Origin of the sequence: Amycolatopsis lurida, from assembly GCF_900105055.1 — a bacterium.
Classification (GTDB): domain Bacteria; phylum Actinomycetota; class Actinomycetes; order Mycobacteriales; family Pseudonocardiaceae; genus Amycolatopsis; species Amycolatopsis lurida.
The window spans coordinates 3,675,340-3,688,185 of the sequence record NZ_FNTA01000004.1 but is presented as its reverse complement, the minus strand read 5'-3'; the positions used below and the strand labels follow the sequence as shown (position 1 = coordinate 3,688,185).

Below are 12,846 nucleotides of genomic sequence, written 5' to 3'. Positions count from 1 at the left end.
TCAGTGGCCTGTCCTCCCGTCGACGCGCTCGCGCAGCAGGTCGGCGTGGCCGTTGTGGCGCGCGTACTCCGCGATGTGATGGGTCAGCAGCCAGCGCAGCGAGAACGGCTCCCCGTCGCGACGGCCCTTGCCTGTGTCGTCGAGCGACGCGGCCGCCACGATCTCCCGCGACCGCACGCACTCCGCACGCCACGCCGCCCACGCCTCCTCGACATCACCGCCCAGATCCTCGAAGTCCTGCTCGGGCCACTCGTCGGAGTAATAGAGCAACGGGACGTCCTCGCCCGCGAACTGCAGGCGGAACCACCAGCGCTCGACGCCCGTGAGGTGCCTGAGCAGCCCGTGCAGCGACATGCTCGACGGCTCCACCGACCGCAGGGCCATCTGCTCCGGCGTCAGCCCCTGGCACTTCAGCTCGAAGGTGCGGCGATGCCAGTCGAGGGTGGACGTCAGGATCTCGCGCTCGCTCGCCACGCGCGGAGGCTCCGGACGGTCGCCTTCCCAGCTGGCCGCGTAGTTCTCCTCGGGTACCGTATCCATGCCTCCGAGCATGGCAGAGACCCCCGACAATTCCGTGGCGCTCCGGCGGCCGCCCCGGCATCCTGGTGGCCGACGGCGGTCTACTAGACTCAGCCGCACGGGCCGTTAGCTCAATTGGTAGAGCTGCGGACTTTTAATCCGTAGGTTCTGGGTTCGAGCCCCAGGCGGCCCACTCTTTCGCCTGGTCCATGCGTTGTGGACAGCCAGGACCAAGATCATCTCCCCGGTTTATCCCCGGTTTTGGGTCGAACGGGTTTATCCAAGAGCCCTTCCAGGGCCTTCGCCGTGGCCGGGTCGACCGTCTTCCGTTCCAGGTAGTTGTCCTGCGTCATGGACACCCGCGAGTGGCCGAGCTGGTCCGCGATCAGCCTCGTCGGCACCCCTGCGTCGTCCAGCGCGGTCGCCGTCGTCTTCCGGAAGGTGTGCGAGGTGACCCAGAGGAAGTGGTCGCCACCGCGGATTTCCCGGATGACCCGCAGGACGTTGTTCGGGTCGCGCATCCCGCCCGTCGAGCTGGGGAAGATGGGGCCAGAGGCCGCCGCCCGCTTCGTCAGTAGCTCCACGGCCCAGGAGGGAAGCGGGAGCGCGCGCTTGCTCGACTCGCTCTTCGGACGCGGCTTGCGGAGCAGCCCTTGCCCCTTGATCCGGACGACGGTGTGCGTGATGTCGACCGTGCCCGCCACCAGGTCGACGTCCTCCCAGTACGTCGCGAGCGCTTCACCGACCCGGACACCGGTCGCCATCATGAACCGGGACAAGTCGGGCAGGTCCCAGCGAACCGCCTTCTCGTTCGCCTCCAGTCGTGCCAGCCACCCAGCACGCTCGTCCGCGTCCAGCGCGCGAGGCTTCTTCTTCGCCGTCGGGATGCGCCGGGTGTCCCGAGTCGGGTTGCCGTCGATCGCGTCGTACCGAGCCGCCAGCCCGAGCATTCCCGAAAGGACGGTCCGCGCGGTCTTCGCCGTCGACGCCCCAACGTTGCGCTGAAGCGCCCCAAGGAAGCGATCCAGCCGCATCACGGTGGCTTCCCGAACGCGCAACTCTCCGAGGCCGGGCACGACGTGTGCGTTGAGGACCGACTCATACGCGGTCTCTGTGGTCGGCGACTTCTTGCCGTCCCCGACGTCCTGCCGCACCTGTTCCATCCAGACTTCAGCCAGGACCTTCAGGTGCGTCTCCCGCGTGATCTCGCCAGTCGTCGACCCAGTCCACTCGCGAAAGACGTCCTTGAGCCGCTGCGCAGCCTTGCCTTTCGTCTTCCCGGTCCGCTCGACCTCCCGCGTGTTGCCGTCGAAGTCGCGGAACAGCGCACGAGCCCGGTACCCGCCTGCGACAGGCGAATACCGGATCTCCCCGTACGTTCCGATCTCCAGTTGAGGCCGAGGCATCAGGCCACCTCAACGGCCAGCTGATCAACCCACGCCCGAACGTCCTCGGGGCGGTACCGCACGTACCGGCCCATACGACGGCCAGCAGGCCCGTAACCCTTGCTGCGCCACTGGTACAGCGTCCCGACAGGAACCCCGAGGTAGGCCGAGACATCTTCCACTGTCCAGAGTGGATCGATGTCGTGCACGTTGTTCATGTGATCCCCCTTAGGCCGCGAGTGGAGTTGCCGAAAGATCCGGTGGACTCTGCGCGGCTAGTAGTGCTTTGTCGTACTCAGCTTTCCACGTGATCCGTTCGGAGATCGCGTGCATCACCAGGTGGTCCCGAGGTGGCACATTCGCGTCGCTGGAGTCGACCTTGCGCCAGACCAGCCGCGCTGGATCGGGGGTTGGTTTCTCGATACCGACCGCCGCCAGCGCTTCGATCACGAAGGCTTTGCGGTCCGCTTTGTGGTCGACGAGGGTCTTGCCGGACCACTTGCGTGACACCAGCACGCGGCGACCGGGCAGGCCGAGTGTGGTTCGCCGATGCGCCCTTCCCTTGCAGTGGCCTGGTGTGGTCTTTCCGTTGGCTCCCTTGGGGTTGATGCCGTAGAGCAGCCACACGGCGCAGCGAGGCGAGCAGGGCGTTACCGACAGCTCAGCGTGCAACCGGTCGTGGTGATCCTTCTGCCGCGCTGTGTCGGCTTCGACCACCTCACCCGTGGATTTGGTGAGGTACTTGGTCAGGTAGCCGATGTGCCGCCCGGCTTCTTCGGAGCCGCCGAGGATGCCTTTCGAGTGGACCTGTCGGCCGAAGGTGACCACGTGCGCCGGGTCCTCCACGGCCTCTATCGCGTCGTCCCAGTCGGTCAGCGGTGCGCGGGTGTCCGGGTCGACGAACACCCGGCGGTCGCCGTCCCAGAGCGGCATCCGGTCGACGTAGACCACCTGGTCATGGTTGGGCCACCAGACCTGGTGATAGGTCGCTTCGGTGACTTGCCGGATCACGTCGTGCGGGACCGATCCCCGAATCGCCGCGTGGAGATGTGGAGCCGCCCGCCGTTGGGGTTCGACGGTGGCGAAGTACTGCGCGTCCCAGCCCACGACCCGCCGGAGGTTCTGCCACCACCGGTCCACCAGCGCCGAGAAGTGCACCGCGTCCCGAGCCGCCCGCCGGTAGTCATAGGTCGACGGATCGACCGGTGCGCCGTCCGACCGGGCGGGGCCGTAGGTGTCGCAGGTGAGCGTGACGAACATCGACGGCCGGAACCTTCCCGCGTACTCGCGGCCCACGGTGGTCTTGGCGACCTTCCGGCGAGGCAGGTTCGGCGCGTCCTGCCGCCGCTTCGTCGAGCGCTTCACCGCCTTCTTCGTCGGCAGGTCGACCGAGGGGAGGCGGCCACGCATCCCGAGTTGCCGAAGTTCGTCGTCGACTCCCTGGATCTCCTCCCGCAGCTCGTCGGCCTCCGCTTGGTCCGTCTCTTGCCGGTAAGCGGCGACGAGGTCAGCCCGGAACGCCAACAGCTCGGTTTGAGTCTCGGAGGGTGGCTCCGGAGTGAAGTCCGGTTCGGTCTCCATGTGCCAGCCCTCGCGGCACTGGACCTGCCGCAGCGCCTTCGCCTTGCGAGCACACGGCAGACACACCGATTCGACAGTCGAGCCACACGGAACGGGGACGTAGCGAAGCTCTCCGGTGTCGGTGTCGCCAACCTCCATCGTGAACGGCCGGACACAAACCCCGTGCTTCTCAGCAGTCGCTTTCACCACGTCGGAGGCGAGGGGTTCGCGCATCCGGGCGGCCCGGGTTTTGGCCGGCATAGTCACCGCGGATTCCTGGATGCTCATCAGGCAGCCACCTCCCCAGGGCTGTTCCACTGCCGCAGGACGAACACCGCCATGTCCTGCCGCATCCCCGCAGGCAGGTCCGGGAAGGTCGCTTCGTCGAACCAGACGCCGCCGTAGACCACGACCGGGATGCCGCAGGGAGTCCGGCCGCTGAGTTCCAGGTGCACCGAGCCGCCGCCCGCAGGACGCCACAGCGAAGCCGTCACGTCGTCGAGCGAGGCGGCCCAGGTGAGCAGGCCACGGGCAACGTCCTCCAGGCGGTCGGAGTCGAGTTGCACCGTGATCGGATCAGGCCCGACCCCAACCCGCACGGACGCGGCCGGGGGAAGGGCGAACGAGTCCAGGTGATCGCGGATCGCGTCGAGGAAGACCATCAGCCGGTTCATGCCGCCCTCCTCTCGGGGACGACGTGAGTGCCGCCGTTGGTCACGTAGGTCTCCAAGGCCTTGATCTCCTCGTCGGCGACCCAACCGGCCCGGACGCGCAGGGGTTCGCGGACGCCTTCGCCCCAGACGTAGCCGACACCGGCTTCGGAATCACCGATGCGGTTCGCCCACGCGCCTCGTTCGTACGCGCCGTCGCCGAGGACCATCCCGACGTGGGTCTTGGAGGTCACCCGCAGGCACACGCGGCGGGGGAACAGTTCTCGTACCGGGACGGTGTCCTTCGTGGGTTCCTGCACATATCCGCGCACCGTGATGCCCAGGGCCCGCCCCTGCGTGGTGAGGAGGGCGACCTTCTCCACGATCGCGTCGCGGGTCTTGCGGTCGGTGTACTTGGTCAGCGCGCCGATCTCGTCGAACTCCAGAACCTCTAGCGGATGCTCGACACTGATCGGGATCATCCGCACGCGCCCGGCGAACTCGTGCTTGCGGGCTTCCATCTCCTCAAGCAGGCCGTCGAGGAGTTCGAGCGCCTGCTTACCGCTCACCGCATACCGGGCGAAGATCCCACGCCCATAGGCGAGTTCCATCCCCTTGGGATCGATGCCGGACACCCGGACCACACCGGACCGAATCGCGGGTGCGGCCGACACCAGCGGGCACCACATCACCGAGTTCTTGCCCGATCCGGTCGCGCCAGCGGTCAGGCAGTGCGCACCTGAGCCGACCAGCGAAACCCGCCAGTCCGAGCCGTACTCCGTGGTCCCGGACCACACATGTCGCAGATCCACGCCGAGCCCATCGGGCGACACCAGGTCAGGAACCGGCAGCGAGGTCACCGCGGATTTGAGCAAGTCCCGGCGCTGGAAGTCGATGGAGACCACGTTGGGCTCCAGTTCCCGCACCTGGCACCGCTTGACCTTGCGCGCCACCGCCAGCGCCCGCGCGGCCTCGTCGAAGTCCTCGGGTTTCTGCCCCGGAACGAGCTGGACCCGCACCTCATCCCACGACGGTCCCGATCGGACCTTGAGGACCTTCGGCACCTGAACGGCCCGTGATGCCGACGCGGCCTTGCGGGACAGCAACCGTCGACGGCCGACCAGGTTCACCGTCACTTCCACGGGCAGCGCCTCGTCCCGGATGCTCAGCCCGCAGGCGTGCAGCCAGGCCGGGAGCTTGCGCGCGTAGACCGCCCACCGCATCCACCAGGACCGGAGGAACCGGCCGCAGTGGTGGTCATAGGACACGACGTCGATCAGCCGCCACGACACCAGCACGGCGACGACCGAGCCCGTCACGACAGCAAGCGACAGCCACCCGAGGTACTGCCACCACGCCACGAGCGCCACCACTGTGAGACTGGTCCGCCAGCGCATGATGACTTGCTTTGCCAGCCATATCAACGATTTGAGTAGCCACCAGAGTGCGATGAACACCAGTGCGGCCGCCGCCAGGACTTCCAAGATCGTGGCGAGTGCGCGACCGATCTGGTGCAGCAGCCACACCACCACGCCGAGCACTCCGCCGCCGACGAGAAGGACACCGATCCCGTTCATCGACGACCACCACCGGTCAGATCCAGCGGCAGCATTCCCTGACAGGGTGCGCATTCCTTCTCACCGGGCAGCAGCTTCGCGAACCGCTTGCAGACTGTGCAGCGCGTTCGGGTGACCCCGTCTAGCGCCCGCTTGTTGCCATCGTTTAGCGTTGTCATTGTTCACTTCCAGAGGTTGTGGACAGCGCAGGAGCGGCAAGGTTGGTAGCCGGATTCCGCTTCTGCGCCTTACAGGACAAGAAAGCGTTTGAGGACGTGTTTGTACGCCACACGTCCTCACGTGCGTTTTTCGCTCTGTCATTCAGTTTTCAGCTGGCTTGCGACTTCCCCTCTTGGATCTTCGCGGCCACCTCCTCCGCCTTGCGTTCCTCGTAGCCCACCCAGTAACGGAGTTCGTGGTGGTGCGCGCGATCCACATCGGACACGGCTCGGCACATGCGCGCGTTGGCCTGATGGAACTTCAGCCAGGTCGCCAGATTCGACCCCGGCTTCGGACGATGAGCCGAAGCGACCGCGTGCGCGTCCGCCAATGTCTGCGGCTCATTCCGGCCCGGCGTCGTCATCACACACCGCCTTGTGCTTGTCGAGGAACACGGCCAGTTCGTCCGCGCTGTCGCGGATTTGGCGAAGGAGCCGGATGAACTCCGGCCACACGGCGGGATCGGACGGCGGCAGGATCGCCAGGCTGTCCGGATCCAGGTAGATCACCAGGGCTGGGTTCGCCGAACCATTGCCCTGCATTCCCGCGACCGCTTGCGGCCCCGGCTTCCACATCGCGTTGAACGCCACGGACCTGCCCTTCCTCGCCGTACGCGCGCATCTCCCACGACCGCGCGTTCTCCTCGAATCCCTCAGCCGCCGCTGTCACGGCCGCGAGAACCCACCACGGCAACTGGCCATGAGCGGCCAAGTCCCGCCAGGACGCCGCCACCGCCACCGAAGCAACAGCCAGGTCATGAGCCGCCAACGCATCAGCGCCGGATGCCGTCCTGGCCGTCAGCGCGCTGTAGTGGCGGTAGGCCATCTCCCACGCCTGGACCAGGTGCGGAGGAACCACGGCCACACAGTGGCTCCCCGGCACCCCGTCCGGCATCACGCAGCCTTGGGCGTTGACTCGGCAGCGCCCGACGTCCGCGACGACTTCGACGCCCCGCCCGAAGCCGCAGCCTTGAAGCCGGTCGCGCGGAACATGTAGGACTGGTACTTGAACTCGCCCTGACCAGCCACCTTCGGCTCAGCCGTCAGGCCCTCCAGCTCGATCGGCCGCATACCCGGCAGCACCTCCGACGTCGTCGGCACCGGCTGCACATCGGCCAGCAACGTGATCTCGAACGATGCCCGCTTGGCCTTGACCTCGTCAGGGTCGGTCACCGTGACCTTCCACTGACGCTTGCCCGTCACCTCGTCGACCCGCTGACGCGCCGGACGACCCGCAGCCCGGTCCTCACGCGACTGGTACTCGTTGTCCGGCGACACCTCACCGACCATGACCAAGCCCTGGCCGAACGCCTCGTCGAAATCGATGGGGAACCGGGAACCCTTGTAGATAGCCATTTTGTGCTCCTAGGTGCGTGTGGTCAGTCGTTCTTGCGCGTGACGGCGTCGTCGGCAGCGTCGGACCATTGGTCGTGGAAGGAGGAGGAATGCGAGCGCGTGCGGTGCTGGGTTTCGCACCACTCGCTGAACTCGCTGGCAGCGGCCGCGAGACTCTGCGCGAACCGTGCGGTGTCCATCAGGCCGCCGATACGGGCGGGCACCTGGACGATGAAGGAGGTCTCTTCGCTTCCGGCGACGAGCTGACGAACGCCAGGAGAGGGTGAAACCACCGCCGCGCCGTAGCCGACGAGGGGCTGAATCACCACGTGAATGCCCATGTGTGCTCTCCCGATGTCTCGGTCTCGGCGAGCCCGGTCGGGCGCGCTGGACACAGGAGACACCCAGTGAGGAGCCTCACCCCGGACAAACTGTCCGGGTAGGGACTAGCGGGGGAGAGGAACGGCCTCGTTCACCGCGGAAAGCACCGCTGACCAGGGCAGCTCTCGGCCCGGGGCGCTCCGCGGTTCATGCAGCGGCCACACGTGGTCCCCGTACACGAGACGCACACCAGCACGCCGCAGCGCGTCGATGTGGGTTTCCCAGGACGGGTGACGAGCGTGCGCGGCGTTCACGCGCGGGAAAACGACGACCGGCAGATTGAGCGTGCCGATGGCCTCGTTGACCTGCGTCAGGGCTTGATTGTCAGCGATGCCCATCGCGAGCTTGGCGACCATGTTCGCCGAGGCGGGCGCGACCAGGTAGCAGTCCGGGGCCGGATGCGGGCTGGTTTCGGCCGGCGTGCGGGGCTCGACCCGGACCGGGAACCCGGTGGCCTCCTCGATCTCGGCGCGGCCGCCGTTCTCGTCCAGCCAGCGCCCCGCCGTCGGAGTCAAGGTCACCGCAACCGTCCAGCCATCCTCTTGAAGTGGCCGGATCACGCGCGGAAGAAGGTCCTCAACACCACCAGCACCCGAGCCGACCAGGCCCAGAACACGCGACGCCACCCGACCTACCTCACCGCGCCGCAGCGCTCAGCCAACGCCAACAAGGGCGAGGACTTCTTACCACCCGTTGCCGGGGCACGGCGATACATCGACCGCACGACCTCCCGCACCGCCGTACTGTGCCGGACAATCCCCGGAGCCTTCTGCTCCGCCGTCAGCAGTGCCGACAACGCCTCATCATCCTTCGCGACCAGGCTCAACGCCCGCGCGAAATCGATCAAATGAGTGACCTGCCGCTCCACCGGCAGATGATCGACGCTGATCCTCGGAGCCGACTCGATCACCTGCGAAATGTCGCCCAGATCCAGCGCCGCCGACAGGCGGTGCAGCTCGACGTTGGCTGGGCCGAACCCGGTCTGCCAGTGGTTGGCGTTCACGCCGAGCTGATCGGCCGCCCGTCCCGCGTGAGACAGCAGTTCGTTGGCCGTCGAGCGGTCCTGTTGCCGAGCAGCGGCGACGGCTGTTCGCAGGTAGAGCATTCCGTAGAGGCTGAGCGCGGCCGGGTCACCGTCGCGCATCCTCGGGACCAGCCACTTCGCGGCCACGTCGCCCAGCTCAAGCGCGTCATCGAACCGGCCGACCGCCAGGAGCGCGTGAGTGCCGGAACGGGCAGCCGAAGCCAAGACCAGCGGGTCGTCTGCCTCGTCGGCCGCTTGCATGGCGCGTTCTGCCGCGATCCACGCTAGGTCGGCTTCACCGATCTTGCTCAGCGTCGTTGCGGCCAGGTGATGAACGCGCGCGGACACCGCAGCGCAGGCCCGCCGGTAGGCGGCATCATCGGCCGAGGCGGACTCCATGCCCTGACTGGTCTTGATCAGGCCCGGCAGAGCCGCAACGACACGGCCGAGATCGCCCTTCTGATAGCTGGACCAGGCACCCTCCACCAGCTGAGCCACCGGGGCCGGGTCTATGTACTCCGGCGACATGGCCGAGGAGAACAAGGTGCGGGACAGGCGCCGCGGGGCCATGAGCGCGTCTCGGATGGCCGGGACGTCGTCATTCTTGTCCTCGTCCTCCATCAGCACGGGTTCGCCGAGGAGATCTCCCAGCGTCACCCGCAGACCCCGAGCTACGTCGGCCAGCACGTCCAGACGCCGGATCTCACGTTCACCGCGCTCGATCTTGCTCAGCCAGTCCTCAGTACGGCCCACCAGATCGGCAAGAATCGCCTGCGACAGACCACGCCGCCGCCGGTAGAAGGCAATACGCTCCCCGATGCTGAGCTGATCACCCGCACCACGCATACCCCCAGGCTAACAGCGATCTCCCTGGGCCGCTCTCACTGTGACTAACCGCGCTTGAACATCGGGCAATTCCGAGATCGTTAATCCGCGAAGGATGGTTCGCCGAATTTATCTGACATTTCTTCCGGAGAATCGAAGCTTGATCGAGTGGCGAAGGCCAGATACCTCAACGAAACCCTCTAAGCAATCGTCAATCTTTATTTGGCTACACGGATAACCAGGCTTCGGTGCCAATGTAGGGGAGTCTTCCAGATGAGTCGGGGCAACGTGTACTCTACATGCAGAGCTGAGAGTTAGAAGGGGTCATTGATGATGCAAGGTCGAGGAGAGGGTTCGGACCTTCATGTCCAAGATGTGCACCTGCCCTCTGCTGCGAACTCGCGCAAAGCCCTTTCTCCTAAAAGGCCTCAATTTGAGACCGGGGGCCTTGCGGACCTTTTCCCTTACTATGCGGGCTTCTCGTACGAATGGGCGCGCTTCACGCTAAAGGCTCATAAATTGACTGAGGATTCCGTTGTTCTGGATCCATGGAATGGCAGTGGAACGACGACAGTTGCTGCTCAGTCCATGGGAGTCAGATCAGTCGGAGTTGACTTAAACCCAGTGGCGAATGTAGTTGCATCATTGCGCGCAATTAAGAAAATTCCGGAAGGGATTGGGAAGCCGCGGAGTTCGCGGTCGTTACTTTATGATGACCCGCTGAATGCTTGGTTCGATGCCCGGACCGCCGCCAGATTGCGACGCTGGCAGATGTGGTGCGAAGACTCGCCAACTGAGATCAAACTTGTAACGTTGGTTGCCCTGTTTAGGGTTGTGCGAAATCTAACAGCAGGCTTTCAAGGTAGTAATCCTACGTGGGTGCGGCGGATGTCACCTAGTAGGCCAGCTGTGTCTATTTTGGCAAGTGATCTTGATAAGTTGGTTATTGCGGAAAGGTCAAATATCGCGGACAGGATTTCCGAATCCGGTTTGATCGCAGCTCCGCCGGTGATAGTAAAAGCCACGGCAAGCAATCTTCCCATCGCTGACCGATCTGCTGATTTAATTCTAACTTCTCCTCCGTATCTGACGCGGATCGATTACGCTGTTGCGTACTCGCGTGAACTGGCTGTGTTGGGCGTCGATATCCAGAAGGACAGAAGCCTGCGTGGAGATCTAATGGGTACGACTTTGATCAGAGAAGCTGATGCTCGTCTTCTGGACGTGCGTACGTGCGCAGCTAGCAGTTTGGTTGAGCAAATTGCTAAACATCAGAGTCATGCTTCAGGGGTTTACTATCTTAAGCAAGCCTGCCAATATCTTTCTGACTTGACAAGTGCATTTGATGAGTTAAGTCGGGTGAGTAAGGCAGGTGCGGTCGCTGTCTTCGTGGTGCAAGACTCTTACTATAAGGATATCCCGGTAGAGCTAGCCAAGATTTGCGAGGAAGAGGCGATTATTCGCAACTGGAAGATCGTGAACGCTGAACCTTTCGACGTAACTAGAACCCTGACTAGCCTTAATCGCGCAGCAAAGAACTATGCGAAAGGTCGAGTTAAGGAGACTGTAATAACTATGGAGAAGCAATGATTCGCTTATTTCTCTAGATAAAACTTTTTCCCCTTGCAGCTACTCTCCACCCACGTGAGAAAATCCATCCAGCTCGTCTCCCAAATATTGATAAGATTCAGGATATCGTTGTGGCTGTAACCTCGGCCGACTTCTTCAGGTGCTCGACTGCCATGTGCGATACTGTTTCGCTGATCCACAATCGTATTTAAACGATGCCACGCGCCGCGCAATATTGGACCTGGATCGCCAAAGTCGAAGACCTCGCAGAATAGCTTTACCTGAGACGATTTCATGTAGCTTCCGTCATCTGGGAATAAGTCAACGTCGATCTCGCTAGCGGGTCGTTTTGCAATCGCGCGGATCACTTCTAAGCCGGCAGATTTCCATAGCTTGTTCTGGCCGCCTGCGCTCACGCTGGTGAGTTCACTGTGTGCAAGGAACAGCCGAAGGGCCGGCTTCAGGCTACTAGCATGTGCGCGCGACTTGGAAATATTCTCAAGTAGGCTCCTGCATAGGTTTTTCAAAAGGTTTTCGTATGCAGCGAAGAGCAGGAGGACCGCGAGCCCCCTGGCTTCGCGTGATACATCCGTAGGCGCAGAAGAACCTAACGGTGCCTGCTGTAGTTTCGTTGCATCAACTAAGCGTCTAGCTGCGGCGATGCGGTCCCGAAAAGTGTCTCTGAGGGGGTTGCAGTCAACGTTATTTGCCAAGGAACTTATCCCGACAGTATTCAATGCGTCCAGTTACCCGGTTGCGCGTGTTGGTGGCGCCCGATACGTATTGCTTTAACTCTTCGCCCATTACCCAACTGAGATCGATCGGAGGCTTGATCTTGGGGTTGATTTGTAAGGCTAGGGCTGCGCCGACTGATAGACCTTCGAATAGGTTGACAGGTGTCTGCTTCTTCCTGCTCTGGATTCCGTCAGGAAAGCAATGTGCTAGAAATTCAAAGGTTTTTTCGAACAGCACTGTCTTGCGGTCAATGTCGGGATCATTGACTCGATCGAGAGTGTAGTTGTCCAGAAATTCTTTTACTGCGTGATCGAACTGTTGGTATCGGTCGAAGTATGTAAAGAACCGAAGAATGTACTCTTCGCGAGTGCTGTCGTTCTGGCTATTTTGAGGGAGCTTCACGACGATGTCGAAAACCTCGCGCTGCGCCAGTTCTTCCAGCATGATAATAAACTCGCCCCGGAATACGCATTCGCGAACTTCCTGCGGGGTCAGTTTGATGCCACCAGTATTGATCCGCTCAAAGAGATCGAATCGCACGCGAGCGTCACTTTTGTCATTAAGTACGATAACCTTGATGGGACGGTCTTCGAAGAGGGTCCTCAAGTCGGTTGGCAAGTTTGCAAACGTGTGACCGTTGAAATTCGCTAGCTTCTTTAGGTCATCTAGCTTTAATGGTTTATCCGGCTCTAGGCCGACACGATTCCGAGCGTCCTCGCTCCCTGCAAAGTTCACAAGCGTAGTGACGCGCTGTAGCCCGTCGACGACTTCCCAGTAGTTGGCTTGGCCAGCTTCATTGTTTGCAGCAAGAAATAGCGGTGGGATCGGAATGTCGAGATAGATTGATTCAATCAGCGTGGACTGTCGATGTTGATCCCAGCGGAATTTCCGCTGGTATGCCGGAGCTACGTCAAGGCGACCTCTCTCGACGCGGCGTAGCAACTCGTCGACCGTGATGTCGTAAGTGTCGAAGTCGACGGTGCGCCGCTGCCTATCTAGCTCGGCGCGTTGACTCTCTGGTGTACTCAAGTTGCTGCCGCCTGTTCGGTTGATCATTCATCTCCCATGTTGCATCGTCCCACAAACGTT

15 protein-coding genes and 1 tRNA gene are annotated in these 12,846 nt (G+C 62.9%); 2 read left to right on the top strand and 14 right to left on the bottom strand.

Annotation, left to right across the window (positions count from 1 at the left end):
• A complete protein-coding gene (locus BLW75_RS22425; RefSeq protein ID WP_034320013.1) occupies nucleotides 1–540 on the bottom strand; it encodes a DinB family protein in 540 nt (179 codons plus the stop codon).
• Between the two features lie 99 nt (nucleotides 541–639).
• Between BLW75_RS22425 and BLW75_RS22420 the strand changes: the two genes are divergently transcribed.
• Nucleotides 640–712, top strand: a tRNA-Lys gene (locus tag BLW75_RS22420).
• Nucleotides 713–755: 43 nt separating this feature from the next.
• On the opposite strand, the gene BLW75_RS22415 is transcribed toward BLW75_RS22420, so the two are convergent.
• The 11 genes from BLW75_RS22415 to BLW75_RS22365 form a co-directional block, all read right to left on the bottom strand.
• Nucleotides 756–1,925: a tyrosine-type recombinase/integrase gene (locus tag BLW75_RS22415; protein WP_034319951.1), complete on the bottom strand. Its 1,170-nt coding sequence runs from the start codon at nucleotides 1,923–1,925 to the stop codon at nucleotides 756–758.
• Nucleotides 1,925–2,122, bottom strand: a complete 198-nt coding sequence (locus BLW75_RS22410) for a helix-turn-helix transcriptional regulator (RefSeq protein WP_034319955.1) — start codon at nucleotides 2,120–2,122, stop codon at nucleotides 1,925–1,927. Before BLW75_RS22410 ends, BLW75_RS22415 begins: the two co-directional genes overlap by 1 nt.
• Before the next feature lie 10 nt (nucleotides 2,123–2,132).
• Nucleotides 2,133–3,752, bottom strand: coding sequence for a replication initiator (locus BLW75_RS22405; protein ID WP_091598108.1), 1,620 nt, complete (start codon nucleotides 3,750–3,752; stop codon nucleotides 2,133–2,135).
• Nucleotides 3,752–4,138 carry a hypothetical protein gene (locus BLW75_RS22400; RefSeq protein ID WP_034319958.1) on the bottom strand — a complete coding sequence of 129 codons (387 nt, stop codon included), beginning with the start codon at nucleotides 4,136–4,138 and terminating at the stop codon, nucleotides 3,752–3,754. The genes BLW75_RS22405 and BLW75_RS22400 overlap by 1 nt, the downstream gene beginning before the upstream one ends.
• The gene (locus BLW75_RS22395; protein WP_034319961.1) at nucleotides 4,135–5,691 is read right to left on the bottom strand and encodes an FtsK/SpoIIIE domain-containing protein; all 1,557 of its coding nucleotides are present in this window, start codon (nucleotides 5,689–5,691) and stop codon (nucleotides 4,135–4,137) included. The genes BLW75_RS22400 and BLW75_RS22395 overlap by 4 nt, the downstream gene beginning before the upstream one ends.
• A 307-nt stretch (nucleotides 5,692–5,998) precedes the next feature.
• Nucleotides 5,999–6,253, bottom strand: a complete 255-nt coding sequence (locus BLW75_RS22390) for an AMED_5909 family protein (protein WP_034319964.1) — start codon at nucleotides 6,251–6,253, stop codon at nucleotides 5,999–6,001.
• Nucleotides 6,231–6,479, bottom strand: coding sequence for a hypothetical protein (locus tag BLW75_RS22385; RefSeq protein ID WP_034319967.1), 249 nt, complete (start codon nucleotides 6,477–6,479; stop codon nucleotides 6,231–6,233). Before BLW75_RS22385 ends, BLW75_RS22390 begins: the two co-directional genes overlap by 23 nt.
• A 303-nt stretch (nucleotides 6,480–6,782) precedes the next feature.
• The gene (locus BLW75_RS22380; protein ID WP_034319969.1) at nucleotides 6,783–7,244 is read right to left on the bottom strand and encodes a hypothetical protein; all 462 of its coding nucleotides are present in this window, start codon (nucleotides 7,242–7,244) and stop codon (nucleotides 6,783–6,785) included.
• Nucleotides 7,245–7,267: 23 nt separating this feature from the next.
• Nucleotides 7,268–7,564 carry a hypothetical protein gene (locus BLW75_RS22375; RefSeq protein WP_016331156.1) on the bottom strand — a complete coding sequence of 99 codons (297 nt, stop codon included), beginning with the start codon at nucleotides 7,562–7,564 and terminating at the stop codon, nucleotides 7,268–7,270.
• Between the two features lie 105 nt (nucleotides 7,565–7,669).
• Nucleotides 7,670–8,230 carry a flavoprotein gene (locus BLW75_RS22370; protein ID WP_034319973.1) on the bottom strand — a complete coding sequence of 187 codons (561 nt, stop codon included), beginning with the start codon at nucleotides 8,228–8,230 and terminating at the stop codon, nucleotides 7,670–7,672.
• Nucleotides 8,231–8,235: 5 nt separating this feature from the next.
• Nucleotides 8,236–9,474 (bottom strand): helix-turn-helix domain-containing protein, encoded by a 1,239-nt coding sequence (locus BLW75_RS22365; protein WP_034319976.1) that lies wholly within the window; start codon nucleotides 9,472–9,474, stop codon nucleotides 8,236–8,238.
• 309 nt (nucleotides 9,475–9,783) lie between these two features.
• Between BLW75_RS22365 and BLW75_RS22360 the strand changes: the two genes are divergently transcribed.
• The gene (locus BLW75_RS22360) at nucleotides 9,784–11,043 is read left to right on the top strand and encodes a DNA methyltransferase (protein ID WP_091598102.1); all 1,260 of its coding nucleotides are present in this window, start codon (nucleotides 9,784–9,786) and stop codon (nucleotides 11,041–11,043) included.
• 5 nt (nucleotides 11,044–11,048) lie between these two features.
• On the opposite strand, the gene BLW75_RS42900 is transcribed toward BLW75_RS22360, so the two are convergent.
• Nucleotides 11,049–11,735, bottom strand: coding sequence for an MAE_28990/MAE_18760 family HEPN-like nuclease (locus BLW75_RS42900; RefSeq protein ID WP_158005415.1), 687 nt, complete (start codon nucleotides 11,733–11,735; stop codon nucleotides 11,049–11,051).
• Nucleotides 11,725–12,813 (bottom strand): DUF262 domain-containing protein, encoded by a 1,089-nt coding sequence (locus BLW75_RS22355; protein ID WP_091598099.1) that lies wholly within the window; start codon nucleotides 12,811–12,813, stop codon nucleotides 11,725–11,727. The genes BLW75_RS42900 and BLW75_RS22355 overlap by 11 nt, the downstream gene beginning before the upstream one ends.
• Nucleotides 12,814–12,846 lie beyond the last annotated feature (33 nt).

Excerpts from the sequence above, each read along its gene's own strand:
- BLW75_RS22425 (WP_034320013.1), bottom strand. The coding sequence starts at position 540 with ATGGATACGGTACCCGAGGAGAACTACGCGGCCAGCTGGGAAGGCGAC.
- BLW75_RS22415 (WP_034319951.1), bottom strand. The coding sequence starts at position 1,925 with ATGCCTCGGCCTCAACTGGAGATCGGAACGTACGGGGAGATCCGGTAT.
- BLW75_RS22410 (WP_034319955.1), bottom strand. The coding sequence starts at position 2,122 with ATGAACAACGTGCACGACATCGATCCACTCTGGACAGTGGAAGATGTC.
- BLW75_RS22405 (WP_091598108.1), bottom strand. The coding sequence starts at position 3,752 with ATGAGCATCCAGGAATCCGCGGTGACTATGCCGGCCAAAACCCGGGCC.
- BLW75_RS22400 (WP_034319958.1), bottom strand. The coding sequence starts at position 4,138 with ATGAACCGGCTGATGGTCTTCCTCGACGCGATCCGCGATCACCTGGAC.
- BLW75_RS22395 (WP_034319961.1), bottom strand. The coding sequence starts at position 5,691 with ATGAACGGGATCGGTGTCCTTCTCGTCGGCGGCGGAGTGCTCGGCGTG.
- BLW75_RS22390 (WP_034319964.1), bottom strand. The coding sequence starts at position 6,253 with ATGACGACGCCGGGCCGGAATGAGCCGCAGACATTGGCGGACGCGCAC.
- BLW75_RS22380 (WP_034319969.1), bottom strand. The coding sequence starts at position 7,244 with ATGGCTATCTACAAGGGTTCCCGGTTCCCCATCGATTTCGACGAGGCG.
- BLW75_RS22375 (WP_016331156.1), bottom strand. The coding sequence starts at position 7,564 with ATGGGCATTCACGTGGTGATTCAGCCCCTCGTCGGCTACGGCGCGGCG.
- BLW75_RS22365 (WP_034319976.1), bottom strand. The coding sequence starts at position 9,474 with ATGCGTGGTGCGGGTGATCAGCTCAGCATCGGGGAGCGTATTGCCTTC.
- BLW75_RS22360 (WP_091598102.1), top strand. The coding sequence starts at position 9,784 with ATGATGCAAGGTCGAGGAGAGGGTTCGGACCTTCATGTCCAAGATGTG.
- BLW75_RS22355 (WP_091598099.1), bottom strand. The coding sequence starts at position 12,813 with ATGATCAACCGAACAGGCGGCAGCAACTTGAGTACACCAGAGAGTCAA.